The 15,866-nt window shown below is 35.0% G+C and carries 18 protein-coding genes and 1 riboswitch; of the genes, 15 read left to right on the top strand and 3 right to left on the bottom strand.

Features of this window, described 5'->3' with window-relative positions; translation table 11 throughout:
• The 3 genes from K9V48_RS14140 to K9V48_RS14130 all read left to right on the top strand — a co-directional run.
• Positions 1 to 203, top strand: a 203-nt coding sequence (locus K9V48_RS14140) for a YhjD family protein (RefSeq protein WP_498043127.1), incomplete at its 5' end; no start/stop codon positions are given.
• Between the two features lie 4 nt (positions 204 to 207).
• The gene (locus K9V48_RS14135; protein ID WP_224139616.1) at positions 208 to 1,464 is read left to right on the top strand and encodes a DNA polymerase IV; all 1,257 of its coding nucleotides are present in this window, start codon (positions 208 to 210) and stop codon (positions 1,462 to 1,464) included.
• On the top strand, positions 1,461 to 1,778 hold the full coding sequence (locus tag K9V48_RS14130) for a YolD-like family protein (RefSeq protein WP_224139615.1): 318 nt from the start codon (positions 1,461 to 1,463) through the stop codon (positions 1,776 to 1,778). Before K9V48_RS14135 ends, K9V48_RS14130 begins: the two co-directional genes overlap by 4 nt.
• A gap of 583 nt (positions 1,779 to 2,361) precedes the next feature.
• Here K9V48_RS14130 and K9V48_RS14125 read toward each other — a convergent pair.
• A complete protein-coding gene (locus K9V48_RS14125) occupies positions 2,362 to 2,781 on the bottom strand; it encodes a GlcG/HbpS family heme-binding protein (protein WP_224139614.1) in 420 nt (139 codons plus the stop codon).
• 179 nt (positions 2,782 to 2,960) lie between these two features.
• Positions 2,961 to 3,061, top strand: a riboswitch (glycine riboswitch).
• 201 nt (positions 3,062 to 3,262) lie between these two features.
• Between K9V48_RS14125 and folD the strand changes: the two genes are divergently transcribed.
• The 4 genes from folD (at position 3,263) to K9V48_RS14105 (ending at position 8,229) form a co-directional block, all read left to right on the top strand.
• Positions 3,263 to 4,114: a bifunctional methylenetetrahydrofolate dehydrogenase/methenyltetrahydrofolate cyclohydrolase FolD gene (gene folD, locus K9V48_RS14120; protein ID WP_224139613.1), complete on the top strand. Its 852-nt coding sequence runs from the start codon at positions 3,263 to 3,265 to the stop codon at positions 4,112 to 4,114.
• A gap of 634 nt (positions 4,115 to 4,748) precedes the next feature.
• Positions 4,749 to 5,714, top strand: a complete 966-nt coding sequence (locus K9V48_RS14115; protein ID WP_224139612.1) for a DNA/RNA non-specific endonuclease — start codon at positions 4,749 to 4,751, stop codon at positions 5,712 to 5,714.
• A 628-nt stretch (positions 5,715 to 6,342) separates the two neighbouring features.
• Positions 6,343 to 7,572: a YHYH domain-containing protein gene (locus K9V48_RS14110; RefSeq protein WP_224139611.1), complete on the top strand. Its 1,230-nt coding sequence runs from the start codon at positions 6,343 to 6,345 to the stop codon at positions 7,570 to 7,572.
• A 12-nt stretch (positions 7,573 to 7,584) separates the two neighbouring features.
• Entirely contained in the window at positions 7,585 to 8,229 is a 645-nt protein-coding gene (locus K9V48_RS14105; protein WP_224139610.1) for a PH domain-containing protein, read from the top strand.
• A gap of 318 nt (positions 8,230 to 8,547) precedes the next feature.
• Here K9V48_RS14105 and K9V48_RS14100 read toward each other — a convergent pair whose 3' ends face one another.
• The gene (locus tag K9V48_RS14100; protein WP_224139609.1) at positions 8,548 to 8,856 is read right to left on the bottom strand and encodes a hypothetical protein; all 309 of its coding nucleotides are present in this window, start codon (positions 8,854 to 8,856) and stop codon (positions 8,548 to 8,550) included.
• Positions 8,857 to 9,293: 437 nt separating this feature from the next.
• Between K9V48_RS14100 and K9V48_RS14095 the strand changes: the two genes are divergently transcribed.
• From K9V48_RS14095 to K9V48_RS14070, 6 genes are all read left to right on the top strand, one after another.
• Positions 9,294 to 9,866: a hypothetical protein gene (locus K9V48_RS14095; RefSeq protein WP_224139608.1), complete on the top strand. Its 573-nt coding sequence runs from the start codon at positions 9,294 to 9,296 to the stop codon at positions 9,864 to 9,866.
• 1,499 nt (positions 9,867 to 11,365) lie between these two features.
• Complete coding sequence (locus K9V48_RS14090) at positions 11,366 to 11,809, top strand: JAB domain-containing protein (protein WP_224139607.1); 444 nt, start codon at positions 11,366 to 11,368, stop codon at positions 11,807 to 11,809.
• A gap of 210 nt (positions 11,810 to 12,019) precedes the next feature.
• Entirely contained in the window at positions 12,020 to 12,523 is a 504-nt protein-coding gene (locus tag K9V48_RS14085) for a hypothetical protein (protein ID WP_224139606.1), read from the top strand.
• 59 nt (positions 12,524 to 12,582) lie between these two features.
• Positions 12,583 to 12,786: a nucleotidyltransferase domain-containing protein gene (locus K9V48_RS14080; RefSeq protein WP_224139605.1), complete on the top strand. Its 204-nt coding sequence runs from the start codon at positions 12,583 to 12,585 to the stop codon at positions 12,784 to 12,786.
• 106 nt (positions 12,787 to 12,892) lie between these two features.
• On the top strand, positions 12,893 to 13,300 hold the full coding sequence (locus K9V48_RS14075) for a nucleotidyltransferase substrate binding protein (protein ID WP_224139604.1): 408 nt from the start codon (positions 12,893 to 12,895) through the stop codon (positions 13,298 to 13,300).
• A gap of 79 nt (positions 13,301 to 13,379) precedes the next feature.
• A complete protein-coding gene (locus tag K9V48_RS14070; protein ID WP_224139603.1) occupies positions 13,380 to 14,108 on the top strand; it encodes a Fic family protein in 729 nt (242 codons plus the stop codon).
• 776 nt (positions 14,109 to 14,884) lie between these two features.
• On the opposite strand, the gene K9V48_RS14065 is transcribed toward K9V48_RS14070, so the two are convergent.
• Positions 14,885 to 15,169, bottom strand: coding sequence for a helix-turn-helix domain-containing protein (locus K9V48_RS14065; protein ID WP_438803896.1), 285 nt, complete (start codon positions 15,167 to 15,169; stop codon positions 14,885 to 14,887).
• Positions 15,170 to 15,282: 113 nt separating this feature from the next.
• On the opposite strand from K9V48_RS14065, the gene K9V48_RS29085 reads away from it, so the two are divergent.
• A complete protein-coding gene (locus K9V48_RS29085; RefSeq protein ID WP_263432831.1) occupies positions 15,283 to 15,408 on the top strand; it encodes a hypothetical protein in 126 nt (41 codons plus the stop codon).
• The gene (locus K9V48_RS14060; RefSeq protein ID WP_224139602.1) at positions 15,408 to 15,836 is read left to right on the top strand and encodes a hypothetical protein; all 429 of its coding nucleotides are present in this window, start codon (positions 15,408 to 15,410) and stop codon (positions 15,834 to 15,836) included. Before K9V48_RS29085 ends, K9V48_RS14060 begins: the two co-directional genes overlap by 1 nt.
• Positions 15,837 to 15,866: the final 30 nt, after the last annotated feature.

The raw sequence follows: 15,866 nt of genomic DNA, 5'->3' as shown, positions 1-15,866 counted from the left end.
GGGAATTGAAAGATAAAGAAAAGCAAATGCGAAAAAGAGGAATTAAAATCTTATCCCAACAACATGAATCCAACGGTTTATTCACGCAATTTCTATGTAGAGGATACGAACATGAAATGAGTCTATTGCACGGTTTTATTCAAGCTCAAATTACCATCATTCTCAGTGAATACTTAAAAATCAAATTGACGGAGATTGATTAGCAACATGAAGAAAAAAGTGATTTTCTTAGCCGATTGTCAGTCATTCTATGCTTCAGTAGAAAAAGCGGCCCACCCTCAATATGCCAACAAACCATTAGCTGTTGCTGGGGATCCAAAAAGGCGCAGTGGGATTGTTTTGGCAGCTTGTCCAATCGCTAAAAGTTTTGGTGTTTCCACGGCTGAATCGCTTCGTGAAGCATTCGCTAAATGTCCTGAGTTAGTGGCTATTCAACCAAGGATGCAGGAGTATGTAAATGTTTCCTTACAGATAACTTCTATTCTAGAATCGTATACGAATCTTGTGGAACCTTTCTCGATTGACGAACAGTTTTTAGATGTCACTGCCTCTCTTCACTTTTTTGAATCGCCTCGAGACATGGCGCTTCATATTCAAAAACGAATTCTCATTCAAACAGGCATTTATGTGCGGATCGGCATTGGGGAAAATAAGGTTCTGGCAAAGATGGCCTGTGATAACTTCGCTAAGAAAAATGCAGACGGAATTTTTGAATTAACGAAAAGTAATATAACTGAGTATCTGTGGCCTTTAACACCTGACAAAATGTTCGGTGTTGGTTCCAAAACACTTTATCATCTCCATCAAATTGGTTTAAAAACTATCGGAGATGTAGCGAAAACAAGTGTAGCCGATTTTAAAGGGAAATTACAAAAATATCATGGAAAAAAATGCGATATTTTGGCCCAAGTCTTATGGGCTACAGCTAATGGTATTGATTATTCACCGGTTACTCCGGATGCATTTTCTTTACAAAAAGGAATTGGCCGCCAAACGACTCTTCCGATTGACTATTATAAAGCAAAGGATATTGAGGTAGTCCTTTTAGAATTATCTTCCTTGGTCTGTCAAAGAAGCCGTTATAAAGGGTATATGGGGACAGTTGTTCATGTTGGCATACAAGGAGCCGATTTTAAAAATCCAACTGGATTTCATCGACAAAAGAAATTACGACAACCCTCCTGCCTAACGAGTGAGGTGTTCGAAACAGTTAAAATGCTCTTTCATCAATACTGGAATCAGCTACCTGTTCGGAAAATATTTGTCTCACTCAGTCAATTCCAGACAGATGATTGTTTGCAGTTGTCTTTTTTTGAAAATCGAGAAAGACAACTCTCTTTAGAGAAATGTGTGGATTCAATCAAACAAAAATTTGGAGAGACCTCTATTTTCTTTGCCTCTTCACTAACACGATCTGGGCAAGCGAAGTTCTTAGCTCAGAAAATTGGAGGACATATAAAATGAAAAAACTACAAGGAAATGGGCTATGGGAAAGTAGCCGAATGATGCTGATGGAACATCGAGACGCCATTATTCATCGAAGCATGGAATCAAAACATAAACAGATACCGATCATCGATGAACAAAAAAAAGAAGAAATTAATCAGATCCTTTTACAGGCTTTTCAGGGGAAAATGGAAATCAAAATAAGTTACTTTCACGAAAAGGAAGTTACCACGATGACTGGAATGATCACGTGTCTAGATACAGTGAAACAACATATTAAAATTTGTGATCACTGGATTGAATGCAATCTTATTCATGAATGTTCATTGTAAACTGGAGTTTATAAAATTATTAAGATTTAAATCGAAAAATCCATAAAAAATACAGGGTTCCTCCATATTATACAGGACAAATATGGAGGAACCCTGTATTTCTTGTTTAGCAAACGCACTCGTTTGTTGAGGAAAATATTGAATTGATTATTAATAAACTAGAAATTCAAGGGTATGGTTTGTAAATAAAAGTTTTGAATATCAACAAAAGTTTCGTTATCAAACGATAAAAAATGTACAGTGATTTAGATGTAGATCGAAATAAAGTTCGATAATTTAAATAAAAGTTTGATAAACCCCTGCTAGTATAGGATTTTTCTTTTGACCCTTAAACTAAATCTGGATTATTCAATTAAAGGGCCATATTGTTGAGGATGTAGTTTAGCATTAATAGTGGGGAACCGTATCATAAGTAAGTGAGGTTCCAATATATTTAAATAAGGGAATGTTGAATTAATATGTGAAAAATAGATCTAAGGGTAAATTGAAATAGGAGTGTCAGCTCTGTTGCACCGACTATCCTATTTCAACGTGCATGTAGTTTGTACAGGAAATGATGATCTCTACTTACTTGAACCGGTAATTAAAGAGAAAATTTATTATTAAATACATTTACAGCTGCTTCTGCAACTTGCACATCATTTGGAACTGTGCTGCCGCTTACACCTACTGCTCCTATAACTTTTCCTTCTTGAAAAAGAGGAATTCCTCCACCAAAAACAACAAGACGTCCATTGTTTGTTGTATTTAATCCATAAAGTTCAGCAGCAGGAACTGTTGCATCAGCTAAATTGGATGTTGGCATTTTTAAGGCAACAGATGTCCAAGCTTTATTTTGGGCAATATCAATGCTAGCCAACCAGGCATCATCCATTCGGTGTACTGCAATCAGATTACCACCCTCATCTACTACCGAAATGACCATGGAAACACCAATTTTTTTTGCCTCTTCTTCAGCACCAGTGATAATTTCCTTTGCAATTTCTAAATTGATTTTGTTCATACTAAATGAACCTCCTTTTTGATTATCAGATCAGAACTAAAAATCTGCAAAGTTAATTGAGCTTTTGACTTCTATAATAGTTTAATATTATTTTATTAAATAATACCCTTACTTCGAAGCTTAGAGAAGATTTTCAGTTGGTCATTTGTCACCGAGCTTAAGAAACCAAATATAAGCGGATGATGGTTGTGGGAGAGTGCGATGCGACTATCTACCGAAGGTGCAAGTTTCAAAAAAAACTTGGAATTAATCTCTCAGGTAGATGAACCACAATTTGATGTAATTCTGGAGAGCTCGTTTATAAAATGACACCAAAGGGGAAGACTCTCTTAAAATGGAGTTGAATTCACAGTTTTAACGAAGATTATGAATGGGTATGGTCAGTCAATCAAGTTTGTAAATGGTGTTCTTTCGAAGGTAAAGCAAAATATTCCGGATGAAGATTGCTTGATGAGTAACAAAAGGTTAAGGAGAGAAAAAAATGACAGCTAAAATCATCAACGGAAAAGAAATTGCCACAAAAAAAAGAATAGAAATCGACGAAAAAGTTAAACAGCTTAAAGCCAAGAATGTAACCCCTGGATTAGCAGTGATTCTTGTTGGAAATAACCACGACTCCCGGACTTTCGTAAACATTAAACTAAAAGCATGTGAAGAACTTGGAATGTACTCCATATTAATTGAAATGCCTGAAGAAATAAGAGAGGAAGAATTGCTGGCAAAGATTGAAGAGTTGAATGGGGACCCAAAAATCCACGGTATTTTGGTTCAGCTTCCGCTTCCAAAACACATTGATGAAAAAAAGGTATCTGAAACAATAATTCCTGCAAAGGATGTTGACGGCCTTCATCCAATCAATATCGGCAGATTGATGAAAGGCCGAAATACCTTCCTCCCTTGCGCACCATATGGGATTATAGTATTACTGGAAGAGTCCGAAATTTCTGTTTCTGGTAAAAAAGCTGTGGTGGTTGGAAGAAGCAATATTGTTGGAAAACCGATTGGACAATTATTGTTAAACCAGAATGCCACCGTTACCTATTGTCACTCTAAAACGAGGGATTTAAAACTACATACGACGCAGGCGGATATTTTGATTGTTGATGCCAGAATAGCAAACTTTATCAAAGCAGAACACATAAAAGAAGGTGCTGTCGTCATTGATGTCGGGATGAACCGCAATGAAGCCGGCAAGCTTTGCGGAGATGTTGCCTTTGATGAGGTGAGTGAAAAAGCGGGATATATTACCCCTGTTCCAAAAGGAGTCGGCCCGATGACAATAACAATGCTGATGTATAATACATTAAAATCTGCCAAAGAAAGCCTAAGATAATGTAAATGCGAAAGCTGCTGTCCTTTTCTATCAGGATATTAAGTCCTGCCCGCACCTCGTGCCCTTTTGTAGCTAAAAAAATGAAATTAGTCACGTAAGGTTCTACATGACTAATTTTATTTGAAAAAAAGTACAAACAGACTAATTTTATTTATACATCCCGGAATCGTTAGATTTTTCACTGTTGAAATGGTCCAATGGTTAAAACAAGCAGAATATCAGCTTTTTCAGGGATATTTATTTGAAATGCCTGCCCCTAATCCTATTGAGAGAATATCTTGTTAACTCGAGTTTTAAAGCATATAGTACCTCACTCATTTAGATGCGTTACGGTGAACCGTATCATAAATAAGTGCGGTTTGGATAAATATAGAGTCCCTTTAGGTGAGGAATATAGTATGTAAGTTAGTACTTAATATTACAATCTGTCACATATAAAGAAGTTGAGTGTTGCATAATTTCAATTAATTTTGTATTCAATATTGGAATTTAATACTACATACTTTGAACTAAGTACTACTGTAATAAAATTGATATTGTAATATACTACTATAAATAGGTTAACAATGTTAATTTATGTTTTATTCAAAGATCTCTAGAATGATCAGTAAAAAATAATATAAGGAGTCCTAAAATGAAAAAGAAAATGAACTATTTAATCTTACTTTTAACGATCATCTTTATGGTTGGTTGTACCAACGTAGAAGATACATCCAATACAGATGTAGAAACAGATTCACAAGAAGTAACCACAGTTGAAACAAATAAAAATAATGAAAAAGAAGAACCTGTCACTACGGTTGTTGATGAACCAGTAGTAGAGGAAACGCCGAGTGTTCCGGTTGCGGAGGAAACACCAACCCAACCAAATAATGAGCTGTTCTCAGGATACAAACTTATTGAGGTTGATGGTGGTGATTTGTCTGGTTATCGTGAACCTAACGTCGTTGTTGACATTGGTTATGGGGATCGTGAATATTGGGCATTTACTAATGAATACGGGCAACTAGTACGTGTCATTGCTGACGAAATCATTCTACAAGATGACAGTAACGAACCTGTATTATCGTCTGGCAGATACTATTCTGATGAGGCAAAGGTTCCTGGTGTCGAAAGTGACGTTTTAGATGAAGGACATATCATTGCTGATTCTCTCGGAGGGGTATCGAATGCTTATAATATTACCCCACAAGATAGTACGCTCAACCGACACGGTGATGTAGCTTATATGGAAGACGTAATCCGTAGTGCAGGTGGAGCTACTAATTTTGAAGCAATTATCACATATCCGAATACGGAAACGCAGATTCCTTCAAGTTATCAGTATACCTATACTTTAATGGGTAACGAAATCGTTGATACATTTGACAACGTGAACCCTGATGAAGTAAATGAATCACTCGGTTTAACAGGCAGTGAGCCTTCTGATTCAACTAGTTCAAACACAAGCGGTGATATTTCTAGTGTTGATACAAACGGTAATGGACAGGTGACGATTAAAGAAGCAAAAGCAGCAGGTTTTAGTATGCCAATAACAAGTGATCATTGGCTATACCCATATATGGACGATCGTGATAACGACGGTATGGTAGGTGAGTAAGCCCCTAGAACTTTGAGGCAAAGTAAATGAACGAAAGAACATTTTCTTCGTTGGACGATTTATAACAATTTGCAAATGGGTGTCTGTACAGGAACAACTGAAGTTAATGGTCATATCATCTATAAAATTTGTACGATGAAAATATAATTATTTTTCACTAACAGGTGCTTTAGCACAATAATCAAAAGTCAATCTTTGAAGTTCTTTTAAAGTTTTCGATCTTCAGCAATTGGGCGCTTTAATGGCATAAGGGGCACTGAAATAATCAAACTTTTTTATAAAATAATGCTTCAATTGAATATATTAAAAGCTTGTTTTGATCAATTTTTTTTTCAAAACAAGCTTTTTCTTTTTGTTCATTTATCAAGGTTATTAGTATCAATTTGATCAAGCTTTATTATAAAGCAACACTTCCTTTGTTTTTCAGACAACGGAAGTCTTTTCTGTTCCATACCACCATCATAGGATTCATATACACGCGCTAAGGATGAGCTAATGGATTTATTAATCGAGTTTTTTATCTTCAATAATCGGAACTTTTATAATTGTAGATACATAATATGTTAAATTTATAGTAAAATAACCTATGAAACTTTCGAACTATATAAATATTAAGAGGAGTTATATCATGAAAAGAATCTGCTTTATATTGGTCTTATTATTATTTATTCCATTTCAAGGAATAGTAGATGCTCACTCAGGAAGAACAGATAGTAATGGAGGGCATAATTGTTCTGAGAAATCACAGGCAAAAGGCCTATGTTCAGGGTATCACTATCATAATGGTGGGGGAGATACTTCTCCAAGTGACAGTTCATCATCTAGTAGTACTTCTACTTCTAACCAATCCTGGGACAAGGATTGTTCTGATTTTTCAACTTATGATGAGGTAGTCGAGTATTGGAATTCTAAAGGGTATAGTAAAACAAACGATCCAGAAAAATTAGATGGATGGGGAAATGCTGTAGATGACGGTATTCCATGTGAAGCTCCAAGTGATTACGATACTACTAATATCAATGGAAGCCCAGAACAAATTGCACAAGAAACTGCGGAGCAAGATATAGCTAAAGGTGAAAAAGACGGTTATGCAGTTGGTTTAGAAGATGGTTATCAAGAAAAAGAAAATAACCCAACATCTTCAAATGGTTCAGATGCTTATGAATCTGGTTATGCTTCTGGTTATTCAAAAGGTTTTGGAGAGGGTAGTACCAAGATAGCATCAGAAAAGAAACAAGCTGATCAAGATGGTTACTCATTAGGACAAAAACAAGATAAAATTGAAATATCTTCTAAGTACACAAATAATAAAATGTTATCTGATTCTTTCACTGTAGGATTTAATAGAGCAGTTGAGGAACGAGATAAGAAAAAGGAAGCTGAACTGGAAGCTTTAGGATATGAAGATGGAAAAAAAGATAAACAAAATGAACCGAAAAATGTGAAGGAAAGTTATTTGATGGCTTATCAAAATGGCTTTAATAAAGGTCAAGAAGACTTAAAGCAATCATACATAGATAAAGGGTATCAGGCTGCATTTACATTGCTTGAATATAAGAAACCAGACTTTGGAAATGAAAAATACATTACATGGTACAAGGAAGGGTTTGAATCAAATACTGAGGTTGAAAAAATAGAAGAGATGGCTTATGACATGGGTTTAGAGGGCGAAAAACTTGTTATTCCTAAGGAATACAGTGATTCAGAAGTAATTTTTAATCATTATTATGAGATTGGCACTGAAGAGTATGAAGAAAAAGAACGAAAAGAAAATACTCTAACAGCAACTGGTTTTGGATTAATCATTTTAGCGTGGCTGGCACGTCGATTTTATGTCGCTAAAAAAATGATTTCTTAGGAGGAGAAGCAAATGGGTGTTTATAGAAACATTTGTTATAAAGTTGAAAATGTTTTCGTTAAAATATTGACTAAGAAGCAAAACTCAGAAGCAATTGAAGATAAGGTTATAAACTATAGATTAAAAAAGGTAGAAGAAAAGATTGCTAAAAAGATTGCTAAAAAGAAAGTAGCACAACAAAAGAACGTTGAATTTGAGAAACTACGAGATTTAAAAAAACAACAAGAACAAAAAGAAATCTATTCTCTTTTGTCTAAAGTAGTTGATGTTAAAGGGATGGATTACACTAATTATGAATTTGGTGAAGTCAAAGCAAATAAACAATTCTTTCAAAAACTCGTGGATTCAGTCTTTGAAAGTGATGAATATGTTTTAACATTTTTATCATGTGAGTTCGATAAATCTAGTAAAACAGAAATCAAAGGGTATTTAATTGTTACAAATAAAAGGGTATGGTTTGTAAATAAAAGTTTTGAATTCCAACAAAAGTTTCGTTATCAAACGATAAAAAATGTACAGTGGTTTAGAGATGGTATTTTGGAAAAAGGGCTAAAAATACAATACGGTGCAAGGAAATTAGAGTTTGATGAGATATTCGATAAGGAACAAATGAATCGTGTAGGTAATCTTATACTCCAGAAGTCAGCAAATCAATAATCTGGGGTCGTGTACAGTTGGGAAGTAGAAGACTCATGCTATTTCTACCATCATTGGAAAAGGCGGACATATGTCTGCCTTTTTTATTTTATTAAAAATTTTAGTTCGTCGAGCTTTTTTCGTCATAGTAGATTCTCCCTGTATTTACTGTAGTCGACTGGACCTTAACCTTTCTGGCCAACTAAGTAGCTTATCCAGAAATTCCTTAGAGTATGTATTTCTCTTTTGGTTGGTAAAACTCCATAAAGCATTCTAGTTCTTCAAAGCCTTTGATACTACTTCTTTCTTATGTATATAACGGAATTTATTAGACATCTATTATATTTTATCATCATACTTTCTGGTGAAATTTATAAAATCATTCGCTTTAAAGTGGGAAAAGGTATTTAAGAAATATTTCATTCCGACCAAGGTGCTAAATGTTTTGGTCGTTAGTTTCTTTACAATGTGATATCCCAATCCATCTTGCAATTGAAGCTTGTAAATACGAAGAGTGAAAGTATCGTCTTTACTACTCATGACGAGCATAGCTTGTTGTGGTTCTAGAGGATGTACCAACATTCCTTCATAATCAAATTGTTCTAGTAGCTCATCGTCTATTATTAGATTGATATTTCTTGATTTCAATTTTCTTCCTCCTTTTGATTTAACTAGAGATTATCAAGATTATGAATATATTTTATTTGGTTGTTGTTCAATCTGTAAAATAGTGAAAATTGAATTTTTGAGACTATCAGTAGTTGAAAATTGTCTTTTTGTCTAGGCTAAAATTCACTTTTCATACATAAAGTGGGGCTCGAAAAAAGTTATTTGATAATATTTTATCGAATTCCGTAATGGAATAATCTTTAAGGGTTATTATGGTAATACAGGATTGAAATAAGCTTGAACCAGAATGAAAGAACACGATGTAATTCAATTTTGTTATTTTTCCTGTCATTAAATCTTAAGATGTTTATTCTATGAAATATTAGAATAAGTAAAAGCCATAATTGAAGAAGTGTGGATATTTAAAGTGAAAGATGACGTGATTCTTATATTTAACAAATAGGAGTTTATAAAATATGAAAAAACAAACCGGCTTTATATTGCAAGTGAATTGGAAACCAAGTGCTTATCATTATCACACTGTTAGAAAAGCCATTTCTCAAACTTTATGGAAAAAGATTCGCCTGCAAGTTCTTGATGCTGAAAATAAAACATGTTGTACTTGTGGCTATGTTCCGAATGGCGAAGGTGAAATCAAGAAGCTACATGTCCATGAAATAGAAGAATACTCAGATATTCATGACGATGAACTGATTTGTACTCTAAAAGGGTTGAATTTAATTTGTGTGAAATGTCATTCATTCCATCATTGGGGTCGCACTGTCAGTGTACTATCTAAGGACCAGATTGATGGTCTGATAGAGCATTTTATGATGGTTAATCAATGTACCAAAGACGATTTTATGGAGCATTATAGAGAAGTTAGAGAAGACAAGGGGAATCAAATCTTAGAATATCTTCAACAATTTAAAAAGGTCCCAGATATTAAAACTAGGATAGTAAAATTTAAAATAGATGGGGAAATACCTTATAAGGACGAAGTGGTTGCGCAGTTGAAGAAAAAGGGATTATATAGTGAAAATTTATAAAGAAGAGTCAACTGTAATTTAACGGGTTCTGTACAGAAATACAAAACTTAAATAAACACTATAAATAGTAATGAGATTAGCACAAAATTGAAATATATTTAGCAGTATAAATAAGTACTTCAAAAAGGCATGAGTGTAATTTCTAAGGTGAAAGTCTCGAACTGAGAAAGCCTTAGCGTAAGAGTGGCTGTGGTGACGCGGAATCTGAAGAAAGCGAGCGGCAAATTTCCGAACTGATGAACACGAATTTCATAAAAATAATATTCATTTGTTTTAAAGTAAACGGTTATTATAATTTCAAATTCGTTCAATTATTGCAGATTTCTTGTAAAGTACATAATTGGTGTTTTAGACACTAAAAAAGGATCTTTTTAGTGTCGGGAACATCGTAGCCATTTAATAATTCCACGATTCTTAACCATAAATCTTTTTCTCCTTTCTACCTCTTCATAATAGGAGCGTTCGTTCTTTGTTATTTCAAGTGAATTGTTTGGATCTATATAAATGAATTAGCCTTTAGGCTAGTTTGATTTTCTTTAGAAATAAGAACTTTAAAAATATAGGGACATAAGCGGGCGGCAGCACTACAAACTGATCAAAAAGGAAGAACGTCTTTTTGTCATTCTGTACGTGTCGCTTCGGTATTAAATGGATCGATAACCACGGGCTGTAAAGAAAGGAAGAGCATCTTTCTTAACAATCCGTAGGTTCCTGTTCCATTTACGGCAAGCCGCCATACCGAACGAGCCGAAAATCTTTTGAAAGCTATTCTAAGAAGAAATGGTAAATTCTTGTCTGAAGCCAAGAATCGTGTCGCTCGCTTCGCTTTACTCCACATACTTAAAAATCGGGTTGTTAAGGGCATCGAACCCAAACAACCCGGCCATATCAACGCAATGCTTATGATATAGCACGCTCATTGCGTCTTTTTGATTCTAAATGAATAAAAAATCTTTAAAGAGCTTTTTAAAAGAGTAAAAGACGAGTTTGTTAGGGCGTCGAACCCTATCAAACTCGACTATATCAACGCATGGCTTATGATATAGTACGCTCTTTATGTCCTTTCTGATTCTTGACGAATCAAAAAGATCCAAGAGCTTTTTTCCACCTATCGTTTGAGAGTTTAATAGCTTCGGGCATCGAGCCCTTCGCCATTAGGCGTTAACAGATCTTTCGATCTGATAAAACGCCACGCTCTATCGTAGTGAGCCTTCTTTGTTCTCTCAATTGTAATGAGTGGGCTTATGACTGAGTGAAGGGCTGGCGTCAGGCAAACAAAATCGGCAAAGCCAAGTAGGCTAAGGGGCAGTAAGAAAGCAAAAAACACTTTCTAACTGCTCCTAAGTCATTGGGCTTCACTCGATTTTGAACGACAACAGGCAAAAATCAGGCCTGTTGCCTATGCCTGCCTGGCGAGTTCGCTTCTCCGTAAGCGAACCCTTCACACAGTTTGCGCCCATCATTAGTGGTGAATCAAACAAAGAAAGGAAGTGTGATAAATGGAAAAAGTTTACGAAATTCAACGAATTAAACAAGTTATTCAGGAGGTAGAAGGTGGAGAAAAGTACATAGTTCGTTCACCTCAAGATGGTGCTAATATCGCGTCAATTTTCATAGGGGATGAAGATCGAGAAGTATTCTTTGTGATGTGCTTGAACACGAAAAATCGAGTCGTTGCTGTCCATCGTTGTCATGTTGGAGGTCTAAATGCTAGTTTAGTTGTGCCTCGAGAGGTATTCAAGTCTGCAATCCTGAATAACAGTGCATCCATCATTGTAAGTCACCAGCACCCATCACAGGATATTATGCCATCAAGAGAAGATATTGACGTCACGAAGAGATTAGTAGAATGTGGTAAGGTTTTAGGGATTGAGGTACTAGATCACATTATCGTAAACGCTGATGCGGATTATTACAGCATGAAAGAAAAAGGATACGTCTAAGATTCGAAAGGAGAGGGAAACCTCTTCTTTCGATTTTTTATCTATAAGAGTCGAATTGTTAGGGGATTGACCCCTAACAATTCGAGCTACATTCAATGCTTCACATTGATGTAGCATGAAAAACGCTATAAAAAATAATTGATATCGTGTTGACTTAATCAACAATTTTGTTGTATGTTTAAGTTGACCAAGTCAACAGGGGGAGATAACGTGAAAAGGTCAACAAAACGAATCATCGAAATTTTTCCGAATTTTAAAGGTAAATTGATGGCTTACAAGAACGTTTTATTAGCTGAAGAAGCAATGAAAGGACTAAATGAAGTTGAAGCTACTTTTTTAAAATTAGCTTGGTTTTTTGAAGAACCTGAACACGAAAATTTTAATATTGGATTGTTGTATCAACATTTAGATAATAATTGGTTGGAATTAGCATTAGAATTAATTGTTCAATTTTTTAGAGAAGAGACTTATTTGATTCAAGATCCGGTTCTTTCACTTATTCGAAAAGGTAGCAATGAATATTTTAATCAAAAACAGTTTGCTGATTACTTATCAGAAAATGGTTTGAATTACGATAAACGTAAATTAAATGTGTATTATAGTCGAGGAAAGGTGCCAAAAGCGGATATAATCCTTGCAGGAACATCTTATTGGAGTCGATCAACGGTAGAAGATTTTTGTGAACGAGAGAAAAATCGTTTGAAAAAGGATTGAGTTCGCTTCAGTTAGGACTGAATTAATGTAAATGGTTATAAAGAATGGAGGTGGGAACTGTGATATATGCTCAATGGAATGAAACAGGAATATCAAAACGCTTTATTAGTGAATTACAAAACTACTGCTCGAAGAATGATCAAGTAGAGAACGTTTTTTTATTTGGCTCAAGAGCAAGAGTCGATTTCCATAAATCTTCTGATTTTGATTTAGCTGTTTTTACAAGAAAAAGTTCTCATACCCAGCAAAACTTAATAGAATAAGCAATTAATAAAATGTCCACTCCGTCAAAAATTGATGTTGTTTTTATGGATCGCCTTCCGAAAGAGAAATTGATTTTCAATATTATGAAAGAAGGTGTGGTTATATATGAACAAGGAAAGATTCTACGAGAAGCTTAATGATTACAAACGTGCGAGTACTAGACTTAATGAAGCAACAAAGATTCAACTAGAAGCTGATATTGTTTATGATGGTGTCATTCAGCGATTTGAGTTCACTTTTGAATTAAGTTGGAAGCTTATGAAAATGTTTTTAGAATATATGGGGATTACTGAAATTAAAAGTCCCAGGGCAACGATAAGAGAAGCATTTACATATGGCTTAATTGAAGACGGAGAACAATGGATTGATATGATGATAGATCGCACTAAAACCTCTCATCTTTATGATGAGAAAGAGGCTAAACTAATTTATGAAAAGGTTAAGAGTCAATATAGTTATCTTTTGTCCAACCTGTATGATAAGTTGGAAGAGGAAATAACAAAGATAAACTAGATATTTTATCAGTTTTAGTTGAGAATACCCTTTTCTCAACTAGGAAGAAACTCAAATTCTCTATGAGGAGTGAGACCGTATGTTCAAAGAAATTGATCAAAAAAAAGCGCTCTTAGATAGCAAACGCCCATTACCAAAATATACATTAAAAAGTTTACGTGAAAAGTTATTACTGGAGTGGACTTATAACTCCAATGCCATTGAGGGTAATACACTTACCATTAATGAAACAAAAGTGGTTTTGGAGGGAATTACGGTCGGAGGAAAGACACTACGTGAGCATTTAGAGGTTATTAATCATCGTGAGGCGATTTCTTATGTAGAAGAAATTGTCCATAAAGAAGAACCCTTATCCCAATGGCAGATTAAGAATTTACATCGATTAGTACTTAAAGGGATTGACGATTCGTATGCAGGTGTCTATCGCGATCAGCAGGTTTTTATTTCAGGTGCTAAACATGTACCACCTGCACCTTTTTTAATTCAAGAACAAATCGAGCAAATGATGAGATGGTATCAATCAGAAGCTAAATCTCTCCATCCAGTCGAACGCGGAGCGATGTTGCATGCTATTTTTGTGGGTATTCATCCATTCATTGATGGAAATGGTCGTACAGCACGCCTATTACTGAATTTAGAGCTTATGAAAGAAGGATTTCCACCTGTCGTTATTAAAGTAGCTAATCGATTAGAATATTATGATGCACTGGATAAGGCTCATACTTCAAAAGATTACAGTGATTTTATTCAATTAGTGATAACTGAAGTCAAAGATTCAATCAATTTATATTTAAGTGTGACTACTTAACCTATCAATAGGAGTGAGAGTTATGACTAAGATAGTCGAAGTAGAATCATCGAATGAATAATTAAACTTAGTAAACCGTAATCTTGCTGTTATCGATTGAGGGCATTTTTGAACGATTCGAGTGAAGGTAAGACGTGTTTATGAAAAAGATTACTTATCCAATGATTAGATTGGAAACGTGCAGAGAAATGCGGGCATTTTTTCGTTATCTTATAATACCTTAAATAAATATCCGATAAACATTTAGAATTAATGAAAAACACCTTTATATTGTTGTTTACAATAATTAAATTATAGATCAAAAACCTTAACACTTTCTCACCCATACTCACTAAGGTAATATCTCAGATAAGAGGTTCTAAAAATCAGGCATATATTCTAAACTTGCTAATCCCTTGACATTGCTTCACCAGAAAGATATGTTAAATGTAACAGAACCCACCACGCCTCTTTCTAATGCGGACCAAGGTGGGTCATTTTTTTTATTCAAGGAGAAATGTTAAATTGGATCCTGAAAAAGATAAAATGAAACTTAAGCCAGCTCCTTCAAAACCATAACATGTTATATAAAACCATAACAAATTGTAGGTTTTATGAAGTAGGGAACAAAATAAAGTTTTGCCCGACCCTTCGCTCGTAAGGATCTAGTTGTTAAAAGCCACCCAAGTCTTTCGGTCTCCGAAGAGCACACCAAGGGGCTGGAGTTACCAGAACTACCTGAAGTCCCACACAGCAATTCTTCTAATTGAGTATTAATAATTAAGTGATTATTAATACTACATACTCCAGAAGTCATCATAATCAACATTATATCCAACCTTTTTTAATGCCTTTATTATCTTCTGCGCATTCTTCATTGAAGGACGATTCTCATTTGACTTTGTTAATCGACTAATACTGTTTCTGTTTACTCCACTACGTTTTGATAGCTCCTCTTGTGTGATGGAATTTCTATCTAGGAATTTACCGAATGTGGATCTCTTCTTACCAATTCCAAACATTGTTATATCAGCCTCCAGATAAAGTTTATTAGCAACATCATTGACTGATATGTTGTCCATTATTCACATTCCTGTGATTTTTTCATCAAAGTGTGAATAATGGACAAGCACTGTTTAATAGCATGTAGTAAAGGACGTCAAAAATAAGACGTCAATCAAAAGGAGGTATACGAATGATTAAAGAAATGGCTCTTTTATTGCTTGAAGGTAAGGACGTCTTTCTCACAGAGGAAGGGAAAAGACTTCTAGAAGAACTGGTATCGCGAAAAGATACTCGAACTCAAGGAAGTGAGAAATAATGGTCTATCGTCCGACGGTTCGTTATGCAGATGAGTTTAAGAAATATGTAGATGATTTGTTTCATGCGACTGATCTAGATCGTAACCAAATTATCCGAGCCGCACTATTTTCAGCAGCTAGTTCTCCAGCATTTGCATCAATAATAAATCAACATAAAGGTAAGGACGTCACTCTTCCCTCTGCGTCGTGGTCGGTTGATCATCATTGGTTATGGATGGAACAAAACCCATCCAAACAGGGAGGAGATAAAGACGTCAACGTTAACATACTTGGAGAAGACGTGATTGAAAAAGCTACTGAATCAGTTGTTGGATCATCAATAACCTCAGATCGTTGTGAGCAATCGATTGAAAGACGCGAAGGGAAGGTACTTTCTGACCGATACGTTTTCAGAAATCAAGGAGGTATCTCCATCAAAATCGGATAGACCAAAAAGCTGATCAAGGTTGTTGGCAGG

Source organism: Metabacillus rhizolycopersici (assembly GCF_020075705.1).
Note: the sequence above shows the minus strand (reverse complement) of the source record. Positions and strands in the feature narration are given on the sequence as shown.

What these genes read in the sequence shown, in the direction of transcription:
- K9V48_RS14135 (WP_224139616.1), top strand. Translation starts at nt 208, where the DNA reads ATGAAGAAAAAAGTGATTTTCTTAGCCGATTGTCAGTCATTCTATGCT.
- K9V48_RS14130 (WP_224139615.1), top strand. Translation starts at nt 1,461, where the DNA reads ATGAAAAAACTACAAGGAAATGGGCTATGGGAAAGTAGCCGAATGATG.
- K9V48_RS14125 (WP_224139614.1), bottom strand. Translation starts at nt 2,781, where the DNA reads ATGAACAAAATCAATTTAGAAATTGCAAAGGAAATTATCACTGGTGCT.
- folD (WP_224139613.1), top strand. Translation starts at nt 3,263, where the DNA reads ATGACAGCTAAAATCATCAACGGAAAAGAAATTGCCACAAAAAAAAGA.
- K9V48_RS14115 (WP_224139612.1), top strand. Translation starts at nt 4,749, where the DNA reads ATGAAAAAGAAAATGAACTATTTAATCTTACTTTTAACGATCATCTTT.
- K9V48_RS14110 (WP_224139611.1), top strand. Translation starts at nt 6,343, where the DNA reads ATGAAAAGAATCTGCTTTATATTGGTCTTATTATTATTTATTCCATTT.
- K9V48_RS14105 (WP_224139610.1), top strand. Translation starts at nt 7,585, where the DNA reads ATGGGTGTTTATAGAAACATTTGTTATAAAGTTGAAAATGTTTTCGTT.
- K9V48_RS14095 (WP_224139608.1), top strand. Translation starts at nt 9,294, where the DNA reads ATGAAAAAACAAACCGGCTTTATATTGCAAGTGAATTGGAAACCAAGT.
- K9V48_RS14090 (WP_224139607.1), top strand. Translation starts at nt 11,366, where the DNA reads ATGGAAAAAGTTTACGAAATTCAACGAATTAAACAAGTTATTCAGGAG.
- K9V48_RS14075 (WP_224139604.1), top strand. Translation starts at nt 12,893, where the DNA reads ATGAACAAGGAAAGATTCTACGAGAAGCTTAATGATTACAAACGTGCG.
- K9V48_RS14070 (WP_224139603.1), top strand. Translation starts at nt 13,380, where the DNA reads ATGTTCAAAGAAATTGATCAAAAAAAAGCGCTCTTAGATAGCAAACGC.
- K9V48_RS14065 (WP_438803896.1), bottom strand. Translation starts at nt 15,169, where the DNA reads ATGGACAACATATCAGTCAATGATGTTGCTAATAAACTTTATCTGGAG.
- K9V48_RS29085 (WP_263432831.1), top strand. Translation starts at nt 15,283, where the DNA reads ATGATTAAAGAAATGGCTCTTTTATTGCTTGAAGGTAAGGACGTCTTT.
- K9V48_RS14060 (WP_224139602.1), top strand. Translation starts at nt 15,408, where the DNA reads ATGGTCTATCGTCCGACGGTTCGTTATGCAGATGAGTTTAAGAAATAT.